The sequence below is a fragment of the Paenarthrobacter sp. 10L412 genome, assembly GCF_056395565.1.
On sequence record NZ_JBFTJT010000013.1, the window covers coordinates 104,899 to 121,314 of the forward strand.

The window sequence follows — 16,416 nt, forward strand, 5'->3', positions numbered from 1 at the left end:
ACCTGTAACCGCACCATCCCAACCAAAAAAGATTCCAAGGAAAACACCATGAAGACACAAAATAAGGTCCACGCCGCTGTGGCCTCACTGGCCCTCCTGATTGGCTTAACCGCGTGTGGCAGCGCCGCCGGTAGCGAACCTTCGGCCAGCCCCACCGAGCTGGGCCTGAGGGACATCTCGGAGGGTGTCCAGCCCGATCCGAAGGCTGTAAGCCTCCTGCCGAAGTCGTACAAGGACAAGGGCGAGCTCACGGTGGCCGCGGACCTGCACTACCCGCCGACCGTCTTCCTCGCCGAAGACAACAAAACCCCGATCGGCCTCAACCCGGACATCACCCGGCTCATTGCCAAGAAGCTTGGCGTAAAGGTGAAGTTCGAGGACACGAAGTTCGACACCATCATTCCGGGACTTGACGGTGGCCGCTTCGACTTCACAGTCTCGACCATGGCCAAGACCGAGGACCGGCTCAAGGTCGTAGACATGATCGACTACTTCAAGGCTGGCAGCTCCATTGGGGTGACCGCCGGAAACCCGCAGAAACTCACCAACGAGACTCTGTGCGGGAAGAGCATCGCCGTCACCCAGGGATCCACCGGTCAGCTGTTGCGCCTTCCGGCCCTGAACGAGATGACCTGCACCTCCAAGGGACAGCCCGCGATCAACGCGGTAACGCTGCCCAACATCCAGGAAGCCCTTGTCCAGCTGCACTCCAAGCGCATCGACGGCATCCTCTACGACACCACGGCACTCGCTTGGGCACAGACGCAGCAGCCGGGCTCCTTCCAGATGCTCACACCTCCGCTCAACGTCGGCGGAACCGGCATCACGGCAGTTGCGCTGAAGAAGGGCTCGCCGCTGACCCCGGCCATCCAGGCAGCAGTCCAGTCGATCCTCGCGGACCCGGAGTACAAAGAGTCGCTCAAAACCTGGGGCCTCGAGTTTGGGGCCATCACCGACGCCAAGTTGAACTAGCAGGTGCCTGAATGACAACGGCTATCAGCAAAGGAAACAAAGCTGCCATGGGAAGCATTGATGCAGCGCTCAAGCCACGGCTTCGGCTTCGGACCCGCTCGGAATACGCGGGGTGGATCCTTAGCATCCTCGTCGGCGTCGGGATCCTCACCTCCGTCCTGACAAACTCCAACTTCAAGTGGGAGATCGTCGGGAAGTACTTCTTCGCTGAGACGATCCTTCGCGGGCTCATGCTCACGATCTTCCTCACGGTTGCAAGCATGGCCCTGGGAACCTTGCTCGGGCTTGCCCTTGCGATCATGCGGGCTTCGCACGTGAAGCCGGTCTCCATGACAGCCGGGCTCTACATCACGTTGTTCCGGGGCACCCCAGTGCTGGTGCAGCTGATCTTCTGGTTCAACATCTCCGCCCTTTACCCGAACCTGAGCATCGGGATCCCGTTCACCGACATCAGCACCGCCATCGACGTCAACACGATCATGGGCCCGATCACCGCAGCCCTCGTGGGCCTGACTCTCAACCAGGCCGCGTACATGGCCGAGATCATCCGCGGCGGCTTTTCCGCGGTAGGCAAAGGCCAGCTCGAGGCCGCCGACTCGCTCGGAATGAGCGCGTCCATGAGGATGCGCAAGGTCATCATCCCGCAGGCCATGCCGTCCATCATCCCGGCAACCGGCAATCAGTTCATCGGAATGTTCAAGGAGACATCACTGGTCAGCGTCCTCGGCGTGGCCGAGCTTCTGCAGAGCACCCAGTTGATCTACGCGCGCACCTTTGAGACCATCCCGCTGCTCATCGTGGCCAGCCTCTGGTATCTGGTCATGACGCTGCTGCTGAGCTACCCGCAGTCCAAGCTCGAACAGAAGTACTCCCGCGCAACCGCCAGGCTTCCCCGGAAGTCGAAACCCGTTGTGCTGACCGACCCGGAAGGTATCGCCCGATGAGCACCGACGGCACTATCCTTGCCCGGAAAATCCGAAAGTCCTTTGGACCCAAGACAGTCCTGAAGGACATCGACCTGGAGATTGCCAGCGGAGAGATCTGCTGCATCATCGGCCCCAGCGGCTCGGGAAAGTCCACCATCCTTCGCTGCATCAACGGTCTTGAGACCGTGGACTCCGGTGTTCTGAAGGTCAACGGCGAGGACTTCGGCTACTACGAAACCGACAAGGCCTACCACGCCCTGCCAACGAAGAAACTGGCCCAGCAGCGCACCAGGGTTGGCATGGTCTTCCAGCAGTTCAACCTGTTTCCGAACATGACCGCCCGGGAGAACGTCATGTCCGGACCGGTCCTGGTCAAGCGCGCGGACAAGAAGGAATCAGCCAAACGAGCCCAGGAACTGCTGACAAGCGTCGGGCTCGGCGCGTTCGGGGATCGCTACCCCGCCGAGCTCTCCGGTGGGCAGCAGCAACGCGTCGCGATCGCCAGATCGCTGGCCATGGACCCGGACATCATGCTCTTTGACGAACCAACATCTGCACTGGACCCCGAAAAGGTCGGTGAAGTCCTGGCAGTCATGAAGGAGCTCGCCAAGAAGGGCATGACCATGGTGGTAGTCACCCACGAGATGGGCTTCGCCCGCGAAGTGGCCGATTCCCTGATCTTCATGGACGACGGCTACGTCGTCGAACGCGGCGACGCCCGGGAAGTCCTCGCCAACCCCCAAGAGTCCCGCACCCAGTCCTTCCTCGAGAAAGTGCTCTGAAATGACAGATGGAAAACTGGCCGTCATCGGCCTCGGCACCATTGGCAGCATGGCCCTATGGCAGGCCTCCCGGCTATCCGATTCCGTGGTCGGATTCGAAGCGCAGCTCCCTGCCCACGGACGCAGTGCCGTTGGCGGAGACACCCGCCTGTTCCGCATGCTCAACCTAAACCCGGGCTTCAACCCCATCCTGCAGAGCTCCCAACGTCTCTGGGCCGAGCTTGAGGACGAAACCGGACAGGACATCCTCCTGCGCTGCGGCGGAATCTACATTGGTACGGCGAACGGCCAGTACATCCCGCAGCTGCTCGAGTCGGCGCGGGCGACCGGCGTAGCGCACCAGATCCTCTCCCGGAGGGAGATGGCCGAGCGGTATCCGCAGCACAACCTGCGTTCGGACGACATCGGTGTGTTCGACCCCAATGGCGGCGCGATAAGGACGGATCGGGCCGTCACGGCTGCGGTCTCCGCAGCCCAGGCCAACGGTGCGACCGTGCTCACCAACACCCCAGTAGACGGGATCCGGGAAACTGTAGACGGTGTCGTGGTGACCTCCGGGGACAAGTCCTGGACGTTCGAGAACGTCATCGTCGCCTCCGGCGGCTGGTCACAGAAGCTCATGCCGGAGTCGCTCCAAGCACACACCCAACCCAACAGGGTCTTCCTCACGTGGTTCGTCGCGAAAAATCCAGCGCTCTTCTCTCCAGAGCGGTTTCCTGTCTTCGTCCGGCTCTCCGGAGACCGCTCCATGTATGGTGCGCCCGCCGTTGACGGGGTCACCGTTAAGGCAACCCTGAATTTCCGGCCAACGCCTACCAGGAACCCCGATGCAGTTCCCAGGGAACTTACTCCGGCAGAGGTTGCCGAGACGATCGAGACGGTCAGCGAGTTCTTCCCCGGCCTGTATCCGAACATCGTCCGCTCGGACGCTTTCCCGGACCTCTTCACGACCGACCGCAACCCCCTGCTCGGCCGGTTGGATCCAGGCAGCAGGGTCTACTGCGCGACAGGGTTCTCCGGCGGGGGCTTCAAAATGGCCACCGGATACGGCGAGATCGCCGCACGCGAAGCACTTGGCTCGCAAACATTCGAGGGGCTGGACTTCGTGCGTCCGGAACGGTTCATGAGCGTCCACAGCACGCAGGCTGCCGCGGCCGGACACTCCTCTTCCCACAACTAGTGAAAGCGTTGATATGAGCCTTCCCTTCGCCCCCACTGATACTCGAATCGGGCTGGTCGCCAACGGCGTGTCCGGCTCGCCATCACACCGGCTTCAGGCTCTGGGTTTGGAGTTGCCCAGACTCGCTGACAACCCGTACTACCTTCACCACCGCTCGATGGACTCCAGCATTCACATCTCAGGCCAACTGCCGTACAAAGACGGCGAGCTCCTGGGCACCGGGATCGTCGGCCGCGACGTGGAGCTTGAAACAGCGCAGGAGCTGGCCCGCCACGCCGCGCTTAACGCACTCGCTGCCGCCGTCCAAGCGGTGGGGGATCTGGACAAGGTCCGCATCGTACAGATGCTCGTCTTTGTGGCCAGCACTCCGGACTTCGGCCTGCAGTCGCAGGTGGCCAATGCAGCCAGTGACTTGCTCATCGGGGTGCTGGGCGAGAACGGACGGCACGCCCGTACTGCGATCGGTGTCGCCGGACTGCCGCGTAGGAGCCCGGTCGAGATCCAGATGGTCTGCACGGAGGCATAGGGCATGAACAATAAGGAGCACAGCGTGAACCGCATTCAGCAAGCTCTAGGGACACTCATCGGTCGGATCGACACGCCCTCACCCATCGTGCTGTCCGACGTGATGCAGGACAACATCGACCGGATGCAGGCCTTCGCAATCCAGCAGAACCTCGAAGTCAGGCCACACGTCAAAACCCACAAATGCGTGGAAATCGGCCGGCGCCAGCTCAAAGCAGGTGCCGTCGGAATCACCGCAGGCAACGTCGGCGAGGCAGAGGTCTTCGCCGCTGCCGGGTTCGACAACATCTTCATCGCCTATCCGATCTGGCCGGCTGGAACCAAGGGCCCGCGGATCCGCAAGCTCGCTGAGACAACCAGGCTCCGGGTCGGCGTCGACAATATCGCCTCGATCGATGCCCTGGCCGACGCGATGGGATCAGAAGCGGAGCTGCTGCAGGTAGTGATCGAGGTCGATTGCGGTGCCCGACGGTCCGGGGCCGCTCCCGAGGCTGCCGGTGACCTCGCCCTCGCAGCCCGCAAGCGTGGCCTGATCCCGGCCGGTGTCTTCACCTATCCCGGCCACGGCAGTGCCGGACCGGACGCCCGCAAGCGAGCCGCGGAGGACCAGGACGCCGCACTCATCACCGCCGTACGGAGCCTCAGCGCAGTTGGCGTGACACCGGAGGTGGTCAGCGCCGGCTCCACACCCACCGTGGAATTCGCCACCAACAGCGTCATCACCGAGATCCGGCCCGGCGAGTACGTCTTCAACGACCTCAACAACACCAGGCTTGGTGCCTGCACTGAGGACCAGATCGCGCTGTTCCTCGCTGGCACAGTGGTCAGCGACTGGGTCCCCGATCAGGTTCTTTTGGATATCGGAACCAAAGCCCTCGGCCGAGAAGGCAGCCCCGAGATCGGGTACGGCGGCATTGCGGGCACTACGGCCGTATTGTCCAAGCTCAACGAGTACCACGGCTTCCTTCCCCTGCCCGGGGACGGATTCCGCCCCCGCGTCGGGACCGTGCTTCCCGTGGTGCCAAACCACGTGTGCCCGGTGGTGGTCAATTTCGAGGAGTACATCGTCACCGACAGCACCGGAACGTCACTGGAACGGTGGCCGGTGGACGCCCGCGGATTCCTCAACTGACTGGAGTGCCGGGGGACTGAACATTCGTCCCCCGGCATTCCCCAGTCCTCATCCCAAACAACCAACCTCACACAATGGAGTGACCGACTTGAGACTAGACAAGACCACCGCCGTGGTGACCGGCGCCAGCAGCGGAATCGGCGAGGCAGTGAGCTCACGTTTCCGGGGGGAAGGCGCCCGCCTGCTGCTGACCGGCCGACGGGCGCAACTCGGCAGTGCCCAAGATGAGGACCTGTACGTGCCTGGCGACCTTAACGACGAAGCATTCGTCGAAAGCCTCGCCCGGCAGGCCGCCGAATCCTTCGGCACCGTTGACGTAGTCGTCCTCAACCACGGCCTGCAGGTCACCGGACCGCTCACGGAAATGGCTTATGAGGATGCCAAGAACGTGCTGCACAGCAACCTGCTGAGCTCGTTCCTGATGATGAAGCACTTCGCGCCGCTGATGCCAGCCGCCGGAGGTTCGTTCGTGCTCGTCAGCTCACGGCTCGGGATGGTCGGCATGGCAGATCAAGTCCTGTACTCCGCGGCCAAGGGGGGCCTGATCATGCTGGCGAAGGGCGCGGCCATCGAGTGGGCCTCACGGAACATCCGCGTCAACGTCGTCGCTCCAGGCCTGACCGCTACCCCAATCATCGAAGCCTCAATCCAGCGCAGGGACGACCCCGAGGCCTACCGTCGGCAACGCGAAGGCCAGATCCCACTCCAACGCCTTGCCACGCCCAAAGAAGTCGCCGACGCCATCCTCTTCCTCGCATCCAAGGAAGCGTCCTACATCACCGGAGCGACGCTCCCGGTAGACGGCGGATACACCGCCTTCTAGCAGCGCATGATCCACAAAAACAGCGGGGCCCGGTCCACCGCCGGGTCCCGCCCCCTTCCCAACAAAGTCTGAAACTGGAGCAACGCCCATGAGTACTGCCCTGAACCTCACCGAAACCCGGCTGTTCATCGGCGGGGAATGGAGACGATCCGGCACAGGAGCCATGCTGCCGGTCATCAACCCCGCCACCGGCGAAGCGATCGCGCACGTCTCCGACGGCTCTATCCAGGACGGAGTGGCGGCCCTGGACGCCGCCTGCGCGGCCCAGGACGCGTGGGCAGCAACACCGGCAAGGGAACGCGCGGACATCCTCGCCCGCACCTATCAGGGCATCATCGCCCGCCGCGACGATTTCGCCCGCCTGATCGTGGATGAGATGGGCAAGCCCTGGGCCGAAGCCCAATCCGAAGTCGACTACGGCGCAGGTTTCTTCCGCTGGTTCGCAGAATCCGCCGGACGTATCCACACCGAAGGCCAGTTCGGCGTCGAACCGGGCTCCAACTACCACATGGCAGTGTCCAAACGCCCGGTGGGCCCCTCCCTACTGATCACCCCATGGAACTTCCCCCTTGCCATGGGCGCCCGCAAGATCGCACCGGCCTTGGCCGCCGGCTGCACCACCATCCTCAAGCCTGCCGCCCAGACCCCACTGACGTCCCTGCTACTCGCCCAGGTCCTCCAGGAAGCAGGCGTGCCCGCCGGTGTGATGAACGTCGTCGCGACGAGCAACTCCCGGGATCTGATCGGCGGCATCATGAGCGACGAACGGACCCGAAAGATCTCCTTCACCGGCTCCACCGAAGTCGGCCGGGTACTCCTGGCCCAAGCCGCGCAGAACGTCATGAACACCTCCATGGAACTCGGCGGGAACGCGCCATTGATTGTTTTCGACGACGCCGACCTCGATACCGCCATCGAAGGCGCCTACCTCGCCAAGCTCCGCAATGGCGGCCAGTCCTGCGTCGCAGCCAACCGGATCTATGTCCAGGCCGGCATCGCGCCCGAGTTCACCAAACGCTTCACGGAACGCCTCGCCGCCGTCAACGTAGGCAACGGCCACGAACCCAGCACCGGCCTAGGACCACTGATCGATGACAAGCAACGCGCAACCGTCCACAACCTCGTCACCGACGCCGTCGCCAAGGGAGCAACCTGCCTCACCGGCGGCCAGGTCATCGACGGCCCCGGCTACTACTACCAACCCACCGTCCTGACCAACATTCCAACCAACGCCAACATCAGGGAAGAAGAAATCTTCGGCCCCGTCGCAGCCATCTACACCTTCGACACCGAAGAAGAAGCCATCGTCGAAGCGAACGCCACCCCTTATGGCCTGGCCTCCTACATCTTCACTCAGGACCTTGGGCGGGCACTGCGCGTCGCCGACGCGATTGATGCCGGCATGACAGGAATCAACCGCGGACTCATCAGCAACCCGGCCGCACCCTTCGGCGGGACCAAACAATCAGGCCTCGGGCGCGAAGGGGGAATCGAAGGCCTCGAGGCCTACCAGGAAACCAAATACACCGGCATCCAACTCTGACCTGACTGGTCATGTCCGCCCAAACGCTAGAGAAACCATGGACGATTTCGCGGAGTGGAAGAGGCTTTTACGGCTGCCCATCGAAATGCGAAAGGCCGACCAGCGGAACCGTGGATGGCGCGAGGACCCAACGAGATAGCGGTTCAAGATCCTCGGCGTCCCAAAACGGTTGATGCCCACCCGTGGAATGTCACGGCAGGCCGAGATGAGCCGTCTGAAGTGGGTGCATAGGGGTGGCCTCGTCAGGCCGCCTCGAGCTACACCAACTTCGTTCCCGTCAGGCCAAAGCCTGGGTTGCCCGGAGCTCACATCCGGAACTTGATAGGGATACTTGCTTGATGCAGATCGGGGCGGACACCTGTCGGAATCCGCTATTCGGAACCGTAGGTATTCCTCCAAATGGTTCTTTTCGCGTTCAAACCCGGCAGAGTCTACTGCACCGGAAGTGGCCTTTCTAAAGCTGTGAAGGCTGCATTGCTGACCATCCGGGGTGACCACACGCTCATCGGGCTGGCTCGGCCGGACGGTTGTGCCTAGCCCCAGCGGGTGCGTGGGACCGTCCCCCTCTCCTCCAACGAGTGTGAGTAATCAGCGGCCAATAGCCCTGATGCACGGAGCAGTGGCGCATCGGCGCCGGGTTCCTCCCGGGACGCCGCGGACCTCCCAGGAGGGTAGGGTGTCTGCGCACGTATCAATTCTACGCAGGGTAGAAAAAATGTTTGCGAGTCCAAGGTGATTGGTCGTGGGTGTTCGATGAAGTGCTGCGAAGGTGCAGAGTCTTCTTGGGGCCCCTGACATGGGAAAACGCGCAAAAGCATGCCGAGACGGGTTCTCTTCCGTCTTTCTACTCGTCCCACTTGCTGGCCGATACCGATGTTCTGTCGTCGGGTCGGTCGGAAGGTCTTGTCATGATGCTCGTGGTCTTCTCCGCCATGTTAACAAGGAAGGAGGTGCCGCCGTCGTGTTGGATGTTTCATCGTTCTGCCGGGTAGGGTGTGGTCGGATTTTGGTTCGTTCGACGGATGGGTGTGAGTCGTGCCCCAGGGGCCGCCGCCTCATCCCGGCAGGAGGCTCCAAGCGGGCTAAAAGGCTGAGCCTTAGCAGGCGATCTCCAGTGTGTGGCGGCTCCCCTTTTGCTGGTGCCGCTCCGACTGTGCAGAGCAGCTTGGGTCCCCTTTTCGTCGGTGGCGATCGAGCAAAAAAGAAGTGTGAACAATGTCCACACTTTCCACCCCGGACTGGCCGGTACTGCCGTCGGACTGGCCCCGATTCCGCTTGTTTCCGCCACTTCCCAGTGTTTCCAAGGCCAGGAATCGCCTTCGAGTCCCACCTCGGGCACGGCATACCCCCTCGTCAGAGGGGGTTTTTGCTTTAACGTGTTGACAGCTGTTGACAGGAGCCTCTGATGTGGTGCCGGCTGGTGCCTGGCCGCCGGTTGGCCTGTTCAGTTACGGGGGAGCGGGCTCAGGGTATTGGCGGGTTGACCCTCCGCTTGCTCTGAACTGGGTTTATGCGATCCTCTCTTTGGTGCGTCCGGTAGGTCGTGGTTGGCCTACACGTCTTCATGGGTAGGCCCGCGAAACACAACATGATGTAGGGGAATCTTCGTCGGAAGTCCCTGAAGGCTCGTGTCTATCAGGACATTAGGCCCTCGTGTCCGACCGCTTGTGCGATCGGAGGTCCTGTGGATGCTGTGCACAGCTGAATTGTTCGACTGCCCGCATCGCCAATGGCTTAGGAGGTCGACGATGGGGCGCCCTCCATGAGCGCTCGAATCGCGCTGCAGATATCCGATTCGGTGCTCACCAAGTTCTTTTTGATTGGGCGATGGGGACGGTGACGGCTTGGGCCACAGCACTTGTGAGAAAAAAAGGGGCCTCACGCTGGCTCGCCACCTGGCCGGGAAAGGCGCAGACGTGGATGCAGGATCGAATGCTGTCGCCAACTGCGCCGCCGCTGGAAAGTACAGAGCGCTGTGAGGCACCTCGGGGTGAAGGAGCGCGGGGGATTATCCCTGCTTATGGTTCCGCCGACTTTGCAGTCTGTGCCACTGTCACGCTGATGTCGTCTCCAGCTCTGAGGGGTTGGCGGGCGAAGATCCCCTCGTGCGCCAGCACCGGCCGATTGTCTCCAGCAAGTTCGGTGTAGCGCTCTTCGAGTTTTTCTCTTTTCTCGATGCTTCGTTGCCATGCGCGGACAGTCTCCGGGTCTCCGCCGTTCACCTGTTGCCAGCTGCGGGGGCGGTCCTCTTTTGATGGCCCAGGATCGACTCGACCACTCAGGCCTACACGTGGAGGTCTCCTTTTGGCTGCAGAAGAGCAGATGGGGCAGGCGGGATCGTTGGCAAACATCGACGTGAGGCCAGCTTCAAAATCGTGTCCATTGGCGCAACGGAAGTCATAGAGAATCACTGGTAATGCCCTTGCTGTGCCCACCGTATCTGGCTCGTCTGCTCGGACTCGTGCCCGAAAATCATTTCGGCGTTCGTCCGCTCTTGTATTCGCCGCAGCTTCTCTACTGATTCAAGCCAGAGGAGGTTGTTCCACACAACGGCGGCACCAACTGCTGGTGGGCCGAAGGAGTCCCGCAAGTAGACTGCGTCCGAGGTAAAGATCTTGGTCCCGTCCTCCGCCAGGTCGACCTGAAGCGACATTGTTCCCCAAGTGTGGCCGGGGGTGTCTATGACGGAAACCCCAGGGACAATTTCCGTATCGCCCTCGATGGCATCGATGTTGAGACCTTCGAAGTCCGCTTTTAGGTGTCCTCCCAGGTGCGAGCCCATTATTTCCTTGACTCCCTCCAGTTCCTTACGGTTCGCGACGATCTTGGTCTTGCCGTTGTCGAAGAGCCGCGCGTTACCTGCGTGATCAAGATGCAGGTGGGAAAGGATGAGTAAGTCTATGTTCGAGGGTTCAAGGCCGACTTGTGCGAGCGAAGAGTCCAGGAAACCAGATGCGCTGGATGCATCAGTCTTGACCGGAAAGAAATTGTCCATGCCGCTCTCTTGCCAGCGCGAACTCCAATCACGGGGGACGCCGGTGTCCCAGAGAATGCGTCCTTCGGGGTGTTCAATCAGGACTGCATGCGTTGGGATTTCGCCCCACTCACGCTGACGCTCCTTATTGTTGCGGTCCGCGATGATCCTTCCTGGCTTCAACAGGAGCCACGCCATGTCGGCTTCCATCACCCCGGTCTCCAGAACACGGACCTTCAACTGATCTGTCATCGCACTCCATTCCCTAATCAAGGTCACAGCAGTAGATCGCCATACTGTCAGACGATCGGCCGATCATCAAGACTGGCACTTGCACACAAAAGCTATTGCGCGTGACCTGCCTCATACCTATACTCATGGAACAGCTCGTTATGATTGTCATACATTCGTTCTTCATACAAACGAGTTGGTGCGTATCCGTCGCCGGCTGACGTTGAAGTGGCTGTCAGCCAACTTATAAGGAGTTCAGAATGGTCAAAGAAGACCACGATTGCGTTTCTTCTCCCGGCAGCGGGAAGAAACTGGTCAGGCGTGCGGGGTGGGCATTTGCCGTGGCATCGGTCTTGGCGCTCACTGCCTGTGGCGGCGGGGGTAATGACTTTGGTCCGGCGGGTGGTTCTGGGACTTCAACGTCTTCCGAGTCAGCATTGTCATCCCTTCCGCCTGATGCACAGACCGCTTACCAGAATGCTGACGCGTTGACCGGAAAAACGCCCTACGGTGAATCATGGCAGCCCAAGGGGCCTGCACCATGGACCATTGGCTATACAAGTCCCTACGCGGGCAATTCCTGGCAGACAACGGCCATGGACCACCTGATGAAGGATGTAGTTCCGCGGTACCAGAAGGCTGGCCTCATCAAAGAGGTGATCGTCGCCCAATCAGGGGGCGACGACACGGTGCAAAACCAGCAGATCCGGCAACTCGTAGACCAAGGCGCCGACATCCTGATCGCTTGCTGCTCAGCAAAAACCGCCTTGAACCAGTCCATTGAGTACGCTCATGAAAAGGGAGTACCTTTCGTTGCATGGAGTGGGCATGTGGATTCGCCTTACACCGTCAGTGCTGTGACCAACTACCGTCAGGCCGGAAGCGTCTTTGCGAAGTCAGTCTTCGACAAGATCGGTGGCAAGGGCAACGTCCTGGATGTTCAAGGTGTGCCGGGAGCCACAAATGCCATCGATTTCGAAGCCGGGGTTCAGGATGCGCTGAAGGAATACCCCGAGGTTAAGCTTGTAGGCTCTGTAAACGGGATGTGGTCAGCGCCGGTGACAAAGACCGAGGTGCAGAAGTTCCTAGCGACCCACCCAGGCCAGCTCGACGGCATCGTCGCTCAGCCTGCCTCCGCTACCGGTGCCTTGCAGGCACTGCAGCAGTCTGGCCGTCCCGTGGTTCCGATTAACATCGGTGGCGAAACAGGAGCTGCGTGCTATTGGGTGAACCATCCGGAATTCGCTGACACTGGCTACAATATTTGGCCGCCCAAGGGTGAGATGGAACTTGGCATCGAGACCGCAGTCCGGATCCTTCAGCAGCAGGGGCCGAAAATTCAATCCATTGTTCTAAGCGTGTCGCCCATAAGTTACGACGAAGCCAAGGAGGCCCTCGGGTCCAACTGTGATCCTAACGCCGATGGCTGGCTGGAACCTAAGGATGGGTGGCTTACCGGCACCAAGCTTGATGCTTTCTTCGAGAAGCCAAGTGATCCCTTTGCCTGGAAGAAGCCGTAGAAGTCGGGCATGCTCCGCTCCCGAGATAGCTGATCACCGGAAGCGATAGTTACCAAAGAAACAAAACCAAGAAGCTGTCAGATGCGCTGACAGACATCAAAGATGATGGATGGAGAATACGAGAAATGTCTGAGTATGATCTGGTCGTAATTGGTAGCGGTTTTGCCGGGGCCTCCGCGGCTCTGAGCTACTGCGAAAAAGCAGCCGACGAAGGTCGTTCCGGCCGCGTAGCACTGGTCGAAGTTGGAGCAGAAGACGAACGTTCTGGAGGGTCCCGCTGGACCATGGCTTGGCTTCGCGTCTACGAAGACGGCAGGCTCGACGAATCTTGGAAGGACCGAGTGCAGGAAACTTCCAAGGGGCTGGCTGACTTGGAATACTGCCTGGCACTCGAGCGCGAAGTCCCTGGAACCATCAAGTACCTGGAAGCCCACGGGGTCGAGCTGTACCAGCACTGGGAAAACGATGTCGCTCTTGAATACGAAACGGACAAGAGCATCAAATGGCCGGTCGGAGGCGGCCTTCAAATCGTCAATAACCTCCTGGCGCATTTCAAGAAGTTCGATAATTCCGAAATCCTCTATGAAACCGAGGCGGTGAAGCTCAGCATCTCGGATGAAGGGCGTGTTAACGGCGTAGTGGTCCGCGGTAAGGACGGGCTTCTTCGAACGCTCAGCTCGAAGGCCGTCATCATTGCATCGGGTGGGTTCGAGGGCAATCCCGAAATGTTGACTCAGTACCTTGGCAACAACGCTGTCGACATTAAGCCAATCGTTCCAGGGCTGCACCGCAATAAGGGCGCAGGTATCCGCATGGCCATGGACATCGGGGCCGACACCGCTGGACAGTTCGACATGTTCCACTCGGAGGTCGTCGACTCCCGGACCAGTCGCCCTGACTCTGTAATTTGGGGCCACAACTACGGCATCTGTGTCAACCAACAGGGCAAGCGCTTCTTCGACGAGGGCGAAGACTACCTGTTTGCCCACTTCGAACTGCTGGCATACGAAGTCTGGAAAAACCAGAACCAGAAGGCCTACTTCATCACTGATAAGCCAGTCATGGAACGCATGCGTCCAGGCTGGGTCTATGAGACCACCGATTTGGAGCCTGAGGAAGGCGCGACACTGGCTGAACTGGCAGGCAAGCTGGGCCTCAGCCCGGAAGCACTCGAAGCGACCGTTCAGGAATTCAACGCCGCTACCACCGGCGGACCATTCCAACCCGAAATCCTTGACGGGTTGAGCACCCAAGGTCTCGTCCCGCCAAAGTCCAATTGGGCGAATCGGATCGAATCCGGGCCATACTACGGATACCCGCTTGAGGCTAGGATCACGTTCACCTTTGGTGGGCTCAAAACAGACACCGAGGCGCGGGTTATCTCCGGCGGGGGAGTGCCGATCCCAGGCCTTTACGCAGCGGGCGAAATCACGGGATTGTTCTACCACGAGTACCCGCCGGCGACGTCCTCAATTCGCTCCATGACCTTTGGCCGAGTCGCAGGAGCGAACGCTGTGGGCTACCTGAACGAGCTGGAATCAGGCGACGCCTCCGTTTCGGGACCGGCGACTCCACTCGCCAGCCGTGCGGCTGAGGCGGCAGACAGCCAAGGCTCGGCCATCCCCGCAGTGCCGGAGTCCGAAGCTGCGTCGAAGGCTGCTGAGGCAGCCGGAAGCAGGCGGTAGCTGATGCAGGTGAGAGGCCTGCCGCGGGGTTACCTCGCCAAGTCCCCATCCGGGCATAAAACTAGATAACAGGAGTTGGCACGCCTCGGGAACGGGGCGTGCCACTCCCTTTGGGAGGAAGAATGAGTCAACCACGTGTCTTCGACATGCCGCGTATCGAACGAGTCATCGAGGGCGGTGGTGCAATCCAGCAAATTCCTGCCGAACTCGAGCGGCGAGGACTTAAACGCGCTCTTCTCATAACAGGTAAGTCAATCAGCGCCACCCAACCATTCGAGGAGCTCGTCAGCGCGCTGGGAGCCAGAGCCGTAGAGGTTTACAGCAGGGTCGAGGCCCATAACCCAGTCAAGCGACTGGCTGAGCTTGTGGAGATTGCTCGGAACGCACATGCCGACGTCGTGATAGGCGTCGGCGGAGGCTCTGCTGTTGACGCGGCAAAGCTCACCGCCTTGGGAGTGGGGGAGGGTATTCATTCGGAGCAGGACTTCTTGCGCTACAGCATTTCCCACGGGCTGCCGGAGCTGCAGGGTGTCCCGCTTCCTGTCATAGGGGTGCCGACAACCCTATCGGCGGCAGAGTGGAATGGCGTTGCCGCCTTTGTCGACGACACGACCAACACCAAGGAACTCACCAGATACCTCGCCCTTACACCAAGGATTGTTGTGCTGGATCCGGAGCTGTGTGCCTTAACTCCCAGGAAATTGTGGATCACAACCGGTGTAAGGGCCATCGATCATGCGATCGAAATTGCTTATGCCACGAATGCGCACCCGGTCACTACCGCGCTGTGCACTGCTGCTCTCCGCACCCTGGCCGAGGATCTTCCCCTGACGGCGTCTGACCCTCATGACTACGAAGCGGCTCTGCGCTGCCAGCAGGCGGCCTGGATGTCACTGGTCGGAGTTCACAACGTACCAGTTGGGTTATCCCATGCCATAGGCCACCAGTTGGGTGCGGCCGGCGTTCCTCACGGCGTAACGTCCTGCATCACGCTGCCTCACGTTATGCGGTTCTACGCTGAAGCGACCGCAAGCCAACAAGCCACGATGGCCACCGCGATGGCAGCGGCAAGAGGAGCAACGAACGCGATGCCGGCTCCTGAGGAGCTGGAGCTACTCTTCGACAAGCTGGGAGTACCGCGGCAAATCCGTGAATTTGGTCTGAGCCCGGAGGCGTTGGAGAACGTTGTGCGCGCGACGATGGGCGAGGCGGAAGCCGTCATTCGTCAAGCACCGCGACCGGTATCAGCCGATGATGTAAGGGAGCTCTTACAGAAGGCCTATTAGGGAGCGGCATATAAAGCCGAGAACACGTGGTCCTCCTTCGTGGAGCGCAACAGATGCCCAGGCTCGCAATCAGCAGTTCCCGTCGGTCGTCGCGACACCCAAATAATTGGGGCCGCGGCGACCGACCTCTTTAACGTTGACAGGAGGTTGCATAAGCCGGCATACGGCCAGACTGTCCGTTGGTTAGCAGGCTGCTTTGGCACGGTCCGCCGCAGTGCCAAGCGACTTGGGGACTCATTGGTAATCGCGCAAGGGGCACGCAAAAGCCCGGCGGAGTCCCAGCCGGGCTTGAGCGTACTTTCGATCGATGGCGATCATGTCATCGTGCGGGCCCCTATATGGCCTTGATCTCTTCGGCGTCAGCATCGGCGCCCGTGGCTTCGTCGACGTCGGCGGAGCGGGCAACTTCGTTGAGCGTTTCCTGGACGACGCGCATCGCAGCGAGTCCCGCAGGCGCACCGCAATAGGCTGTGGCCTGGACGATTGACTCTACGATCTCGCTTGGTTTTAAACCGTTCCGCAGGCCACCCCGGACATGGACAGAAAGTTCATGGTGCTGGTTGAGCGCGACCAACATGCCGATATTGAGGAGGCTTCGGCTTCGACGGTCAAGGCCAGGTCGCGTCCACACGGCACCCCATACTGTTTCGGTGATGTGGGTCTGAAGGGCTTCACTTTCGGTTCCGGCTGTGCGCTCGAGGGAACCAGTGACGTATGAATCCCCGAGAACCTCCCGGCGTACCTTAATTCCGTCATTCCATAGTTCGCTGTGTTCGTCTGCTTCATACTGGTTAGTCATGTCGGTCCTTCATGTATTCAGTCGATCCCGGGGAGCGG

Annotated in this window: 14 protein-coding genes; 11 read left to right on the forward strand and 3 right to left on the reverse strand. The window is 60.6% G+C overall.

Going from position 1 to position 16,416, the window contains the following annotated elements; genetic code table 11:
* Positions 1–48 precede the first annotated feature (48 nt).
* From AC1DD7_RS18355 to AC1DD7_RS18390, 8 genes are all read left to right on the forward strand, one after another.
* The gene (locus AC1DD7_RS18355) at positions 49–972 is read left to right on the forward strand and encodes an ABC transporter substrate-binding protein (RefSeq protein ID WP_476900903.1); all 924 of its coding nucleotides are present in this window, start codon (positions 49–51) and stop codon (positions 970–972) included.
* A gap of 47 nt (positions 973–1,019) precedes the next feature.
* Positions 1,020–1,916 (forward strand): amino acid ABC transporter permease, encoded by an 897-nt coding sequence (locus AC1DD7_RS18360; RefSeq protein ID WP_476900904.1) that lies wholly within the window; start codon positions 1,020–1,022, stop codon positions 1,914–1,916.
* Positions 1,913–2,680, forward strand: coding sequence for an amino acid ABC transporter ATP-binding protein (locus tag AC1DD7_RS18365; protein ID WP_476900905.1), 768 nt, complete (start codon positions 1,913–1,915; stop codon positions 2,678–2,680). Before AC1DD7_RS18360 ends, AC1DD7_RS18365 begins: the two co-directional genes overlap by 4 nt.
* Position 2,681: 1 nt before the next feature.
* On the forward strand, positions 2,682–3,860 hold the full coding sequence (locus tag AC1DD7_RS18370; protein WP_476900906.1) for an FAD-dependent oxidoreductase: 1,179 nt from the start codon (positions 2,682–2,684) through the stop codon (positions 3,858–3,860).
* Between the two features lie 13 nt (positions 3,861–3,873).
* Positions 3,874–4,386, forward strand: a complete 513-nt coding sequence (locus AC1DD7_RS18375) for a RidA family protein (RefSeq protein WP_476900907.1) — start codon at positions 3,874–3,876, stop codon at positions 4,384–4,386.
* A 24-nt stretch (positions 4,387–4,410) separates the two neighbouring features.
* Positions 4,411–5,517 carry an alanine racemase gene (locus AC1DD7_RS18380; protein ID WP_476900908.1) on the forward strand — a complete coding sequence of 369 codons (1,107 nt, stop codon included), beginning with the start codon at positions 4,411–4,413 and terminating at the stop codon, positions 5,515–5,517.
* Between the two features lie 79 nt (positions 5,518–5,596).
* Positions 5,597–6,340, forward strand: a complete 744-nt coding sequence (locus tag AC1DD7_RS18385; RefSeq protein WP_476900909.1) for an SDR family NAD(P)-dependent oxidoreductase — start codon at positions 5,597–5,599, stop codon at positions 6,338–6,340.
* An 88-nt stretch (positions 6,341–6,428) separates the two neighbouring features.
* Positions 6,429–7,883, forward strand: coding sequence for an NAD-dependent succinate-semialdehyde dehydrogenase (locus AC1DD7_RS18390; RefSeq protein WP_476900910.1), 1,455 nt, complete (start codon positions 6,429–6,431; stop codon positions 7,881–7,883).
* Positions 7,884–9,901: 2,018 nt separating this feature from the next.
* Here AC1DD7_RS18390 and AC1DD7_RS18395 read toward each other — a convergent pair.
* Positions 9,902–10,294 (reverse strand): FmdB family zinc ribbon protein, encoded by a 393-nt coding sequence (locus tag AC1DD7_RS18395; RefSeq protein WP_477516071.1) that lies wholly within the window; start codon positions 10,292–10,294, stop codon positions 9,902–9,904.
* Positions 10,291–11,109 (reverse strand): N-acyl homoserine lactonase AhlD, encoded by an 819-nt coding sequence (ahlD, locus tag AC1DD7_RS18400; protein WP_477516072.1) that lies wholly within the window; start codon positions 11,107–11,109, stop codon positions 10,291–10,293. The genes AC1DD7_RS18395 and ahlD overlap by 4 nt, the downstream gene beginning before the upstream one ends.
* 239 nt (positions 11,110–11,348) lie before the next feature.
* Between ahlD and AC1DD7_RS18405 the strand changes: the two genes are divergently transcribed.
* The 3 genes from AC1DD7_RS18405 (at position 11,349) to AC1DD7_RS18415 (ending at position 15,579) form a co-directional block, all read left to right on the forward strand.
* Complete coding sequence (locus AC1DD7_RS18405; RefSeq protein ID WP_431114727.1) at positions 11,349–12,608, forward strand: ABC transporter substrate-binding protein; 1,260 nt, start codon at positions 11,349–11,351, stop codon at positions 12,606–12,608.
* Between the two features lie 125 nt (positions 12,609–12,733).
* Positions 12,734–14,293, forward strand: coding sequence for an FAD-binding protein (locus tag AC1DD7_RS18410; protein ID WP_431114728.1), 1,560 nt, complete (start codon positions 12,734–12,736; stop codon positions 14,291–14,293).
* 122 nt (positions 14,294–14,415) lie between these two features.
* Positions 14,416–15,579, forward strand: a complete 1,164-nt coding sequence (locus AC1DD7_RS18415; RefSeq protein ID WP_477516073.1) for an iron-containing alcohol dehydrogenase — start codon at positions 14,416–14,418, stop codon at positions 15,577–15,579.
* 334 nt (positions 15,580–15,913) lie between these two features.
* Here AC1DD7_RS18415 and AC1DD7_RS18420 read toward each other — a convergent pair whose 3' ends face one another.
* A complete protein-coding gene (locus tag AC1DD7_RS18420; RefSeq protein ID WP_477516074.1) occupies positions 15,914–16,378 on the reverse strand; it encodes a carboxymuconolactone decarboxylase family protein in 465 nt (154 codons plus the stop codon).
* Between the last annotated feature and the right edge of the window lie 38 nt (positions 16,379–16,416).

What these genes read in the sequence shown, in the direction of transcription:
- AC1DD7_RS18355 (WP_476900903.1), top strand. Translation starts at nt 49, where the DNA reads ATGAAGACACAAAATAAGGTCCACGCCGCTGTGGCCTCACTGGCCCTC.
- AC1DD7_RS18360 (WP_476900904.1), top strand. Translation starts at nt 1,020, where the DNA reads ATGGGAAGCATTGATGCAGCGCTCAAGCCACGGCTTCGGCTTCGGACC.
- AC1DD7_RS18365 (WP_476900905.1), top strand. Translation starts at nt 1,913, where the DNA reads ATGAGCACCGACGGCACTATCCTTGCCCGGAAAATCCGAAAGTCCTTT.
- AC1DD7_RS18370 (WP_476900906.1), top strand. Translation starts at nt 2,682, where the DNA reads ATGACAGATGGAAAACTGGCCGTCATCGGCCTCGGCACCATTGGCAGC.
- AC1DD7_RS18375 (WP_476900907.1), top strand. Translation starts at nt 3,874, where the DNA reads ATGAGCCTTCCCTTCGCCCCCACTGATACTCGAATCGGGCTGGTCGCC.
- AC1DD7_RS18390 (WP_476900910.1), top strand. Translation starts at nt 6,429, where the DNA reads ATGAGTACTGCCCTGAACCTCACCGAAACCCGGCTGTTCATCGGCGGG.
- ahlD (WP_477516072.1), bottom strand. Translation starts at nt 11,109, where the DNA reads ATGACAGATCAGTTGAAGGTCCGTGTTCTGGAGACCGGGGTGATGGAA.
- AC1DD7_RS18405 (WP_431114727.1), top strand. Translation starts at nt 11,349, where the DNA reads ATGGTCAAAGAAGACCACGATTGCGTTTCTTCTCCCGGCAGCGGGAAG.
- AC1DD7_RS18410 (WP_431114728.1), top strand. Translation starts at nt 12,734, where the DNA reads ATGTCTGAGTATGATCTGGTCGTAATTGGTAGCGGTTTTGCCGGGGCC.
- AC1DD7_RS18415 (WP_477516073.1), top strand. Translation starts at nt 14,416, where the DNA reads ATGAGTCAACCACGTGTCTTCGACATGCCGCGTATCGAACGAGTCATC.
- AC1DD7_RS18420 (WP_477516074.1), bottom strand. Translation starts at nt 16,378, where the DNA reads ATGACTAACCAGTATGAAGCAGACGAACACAGCGAACTATGGAATGAC.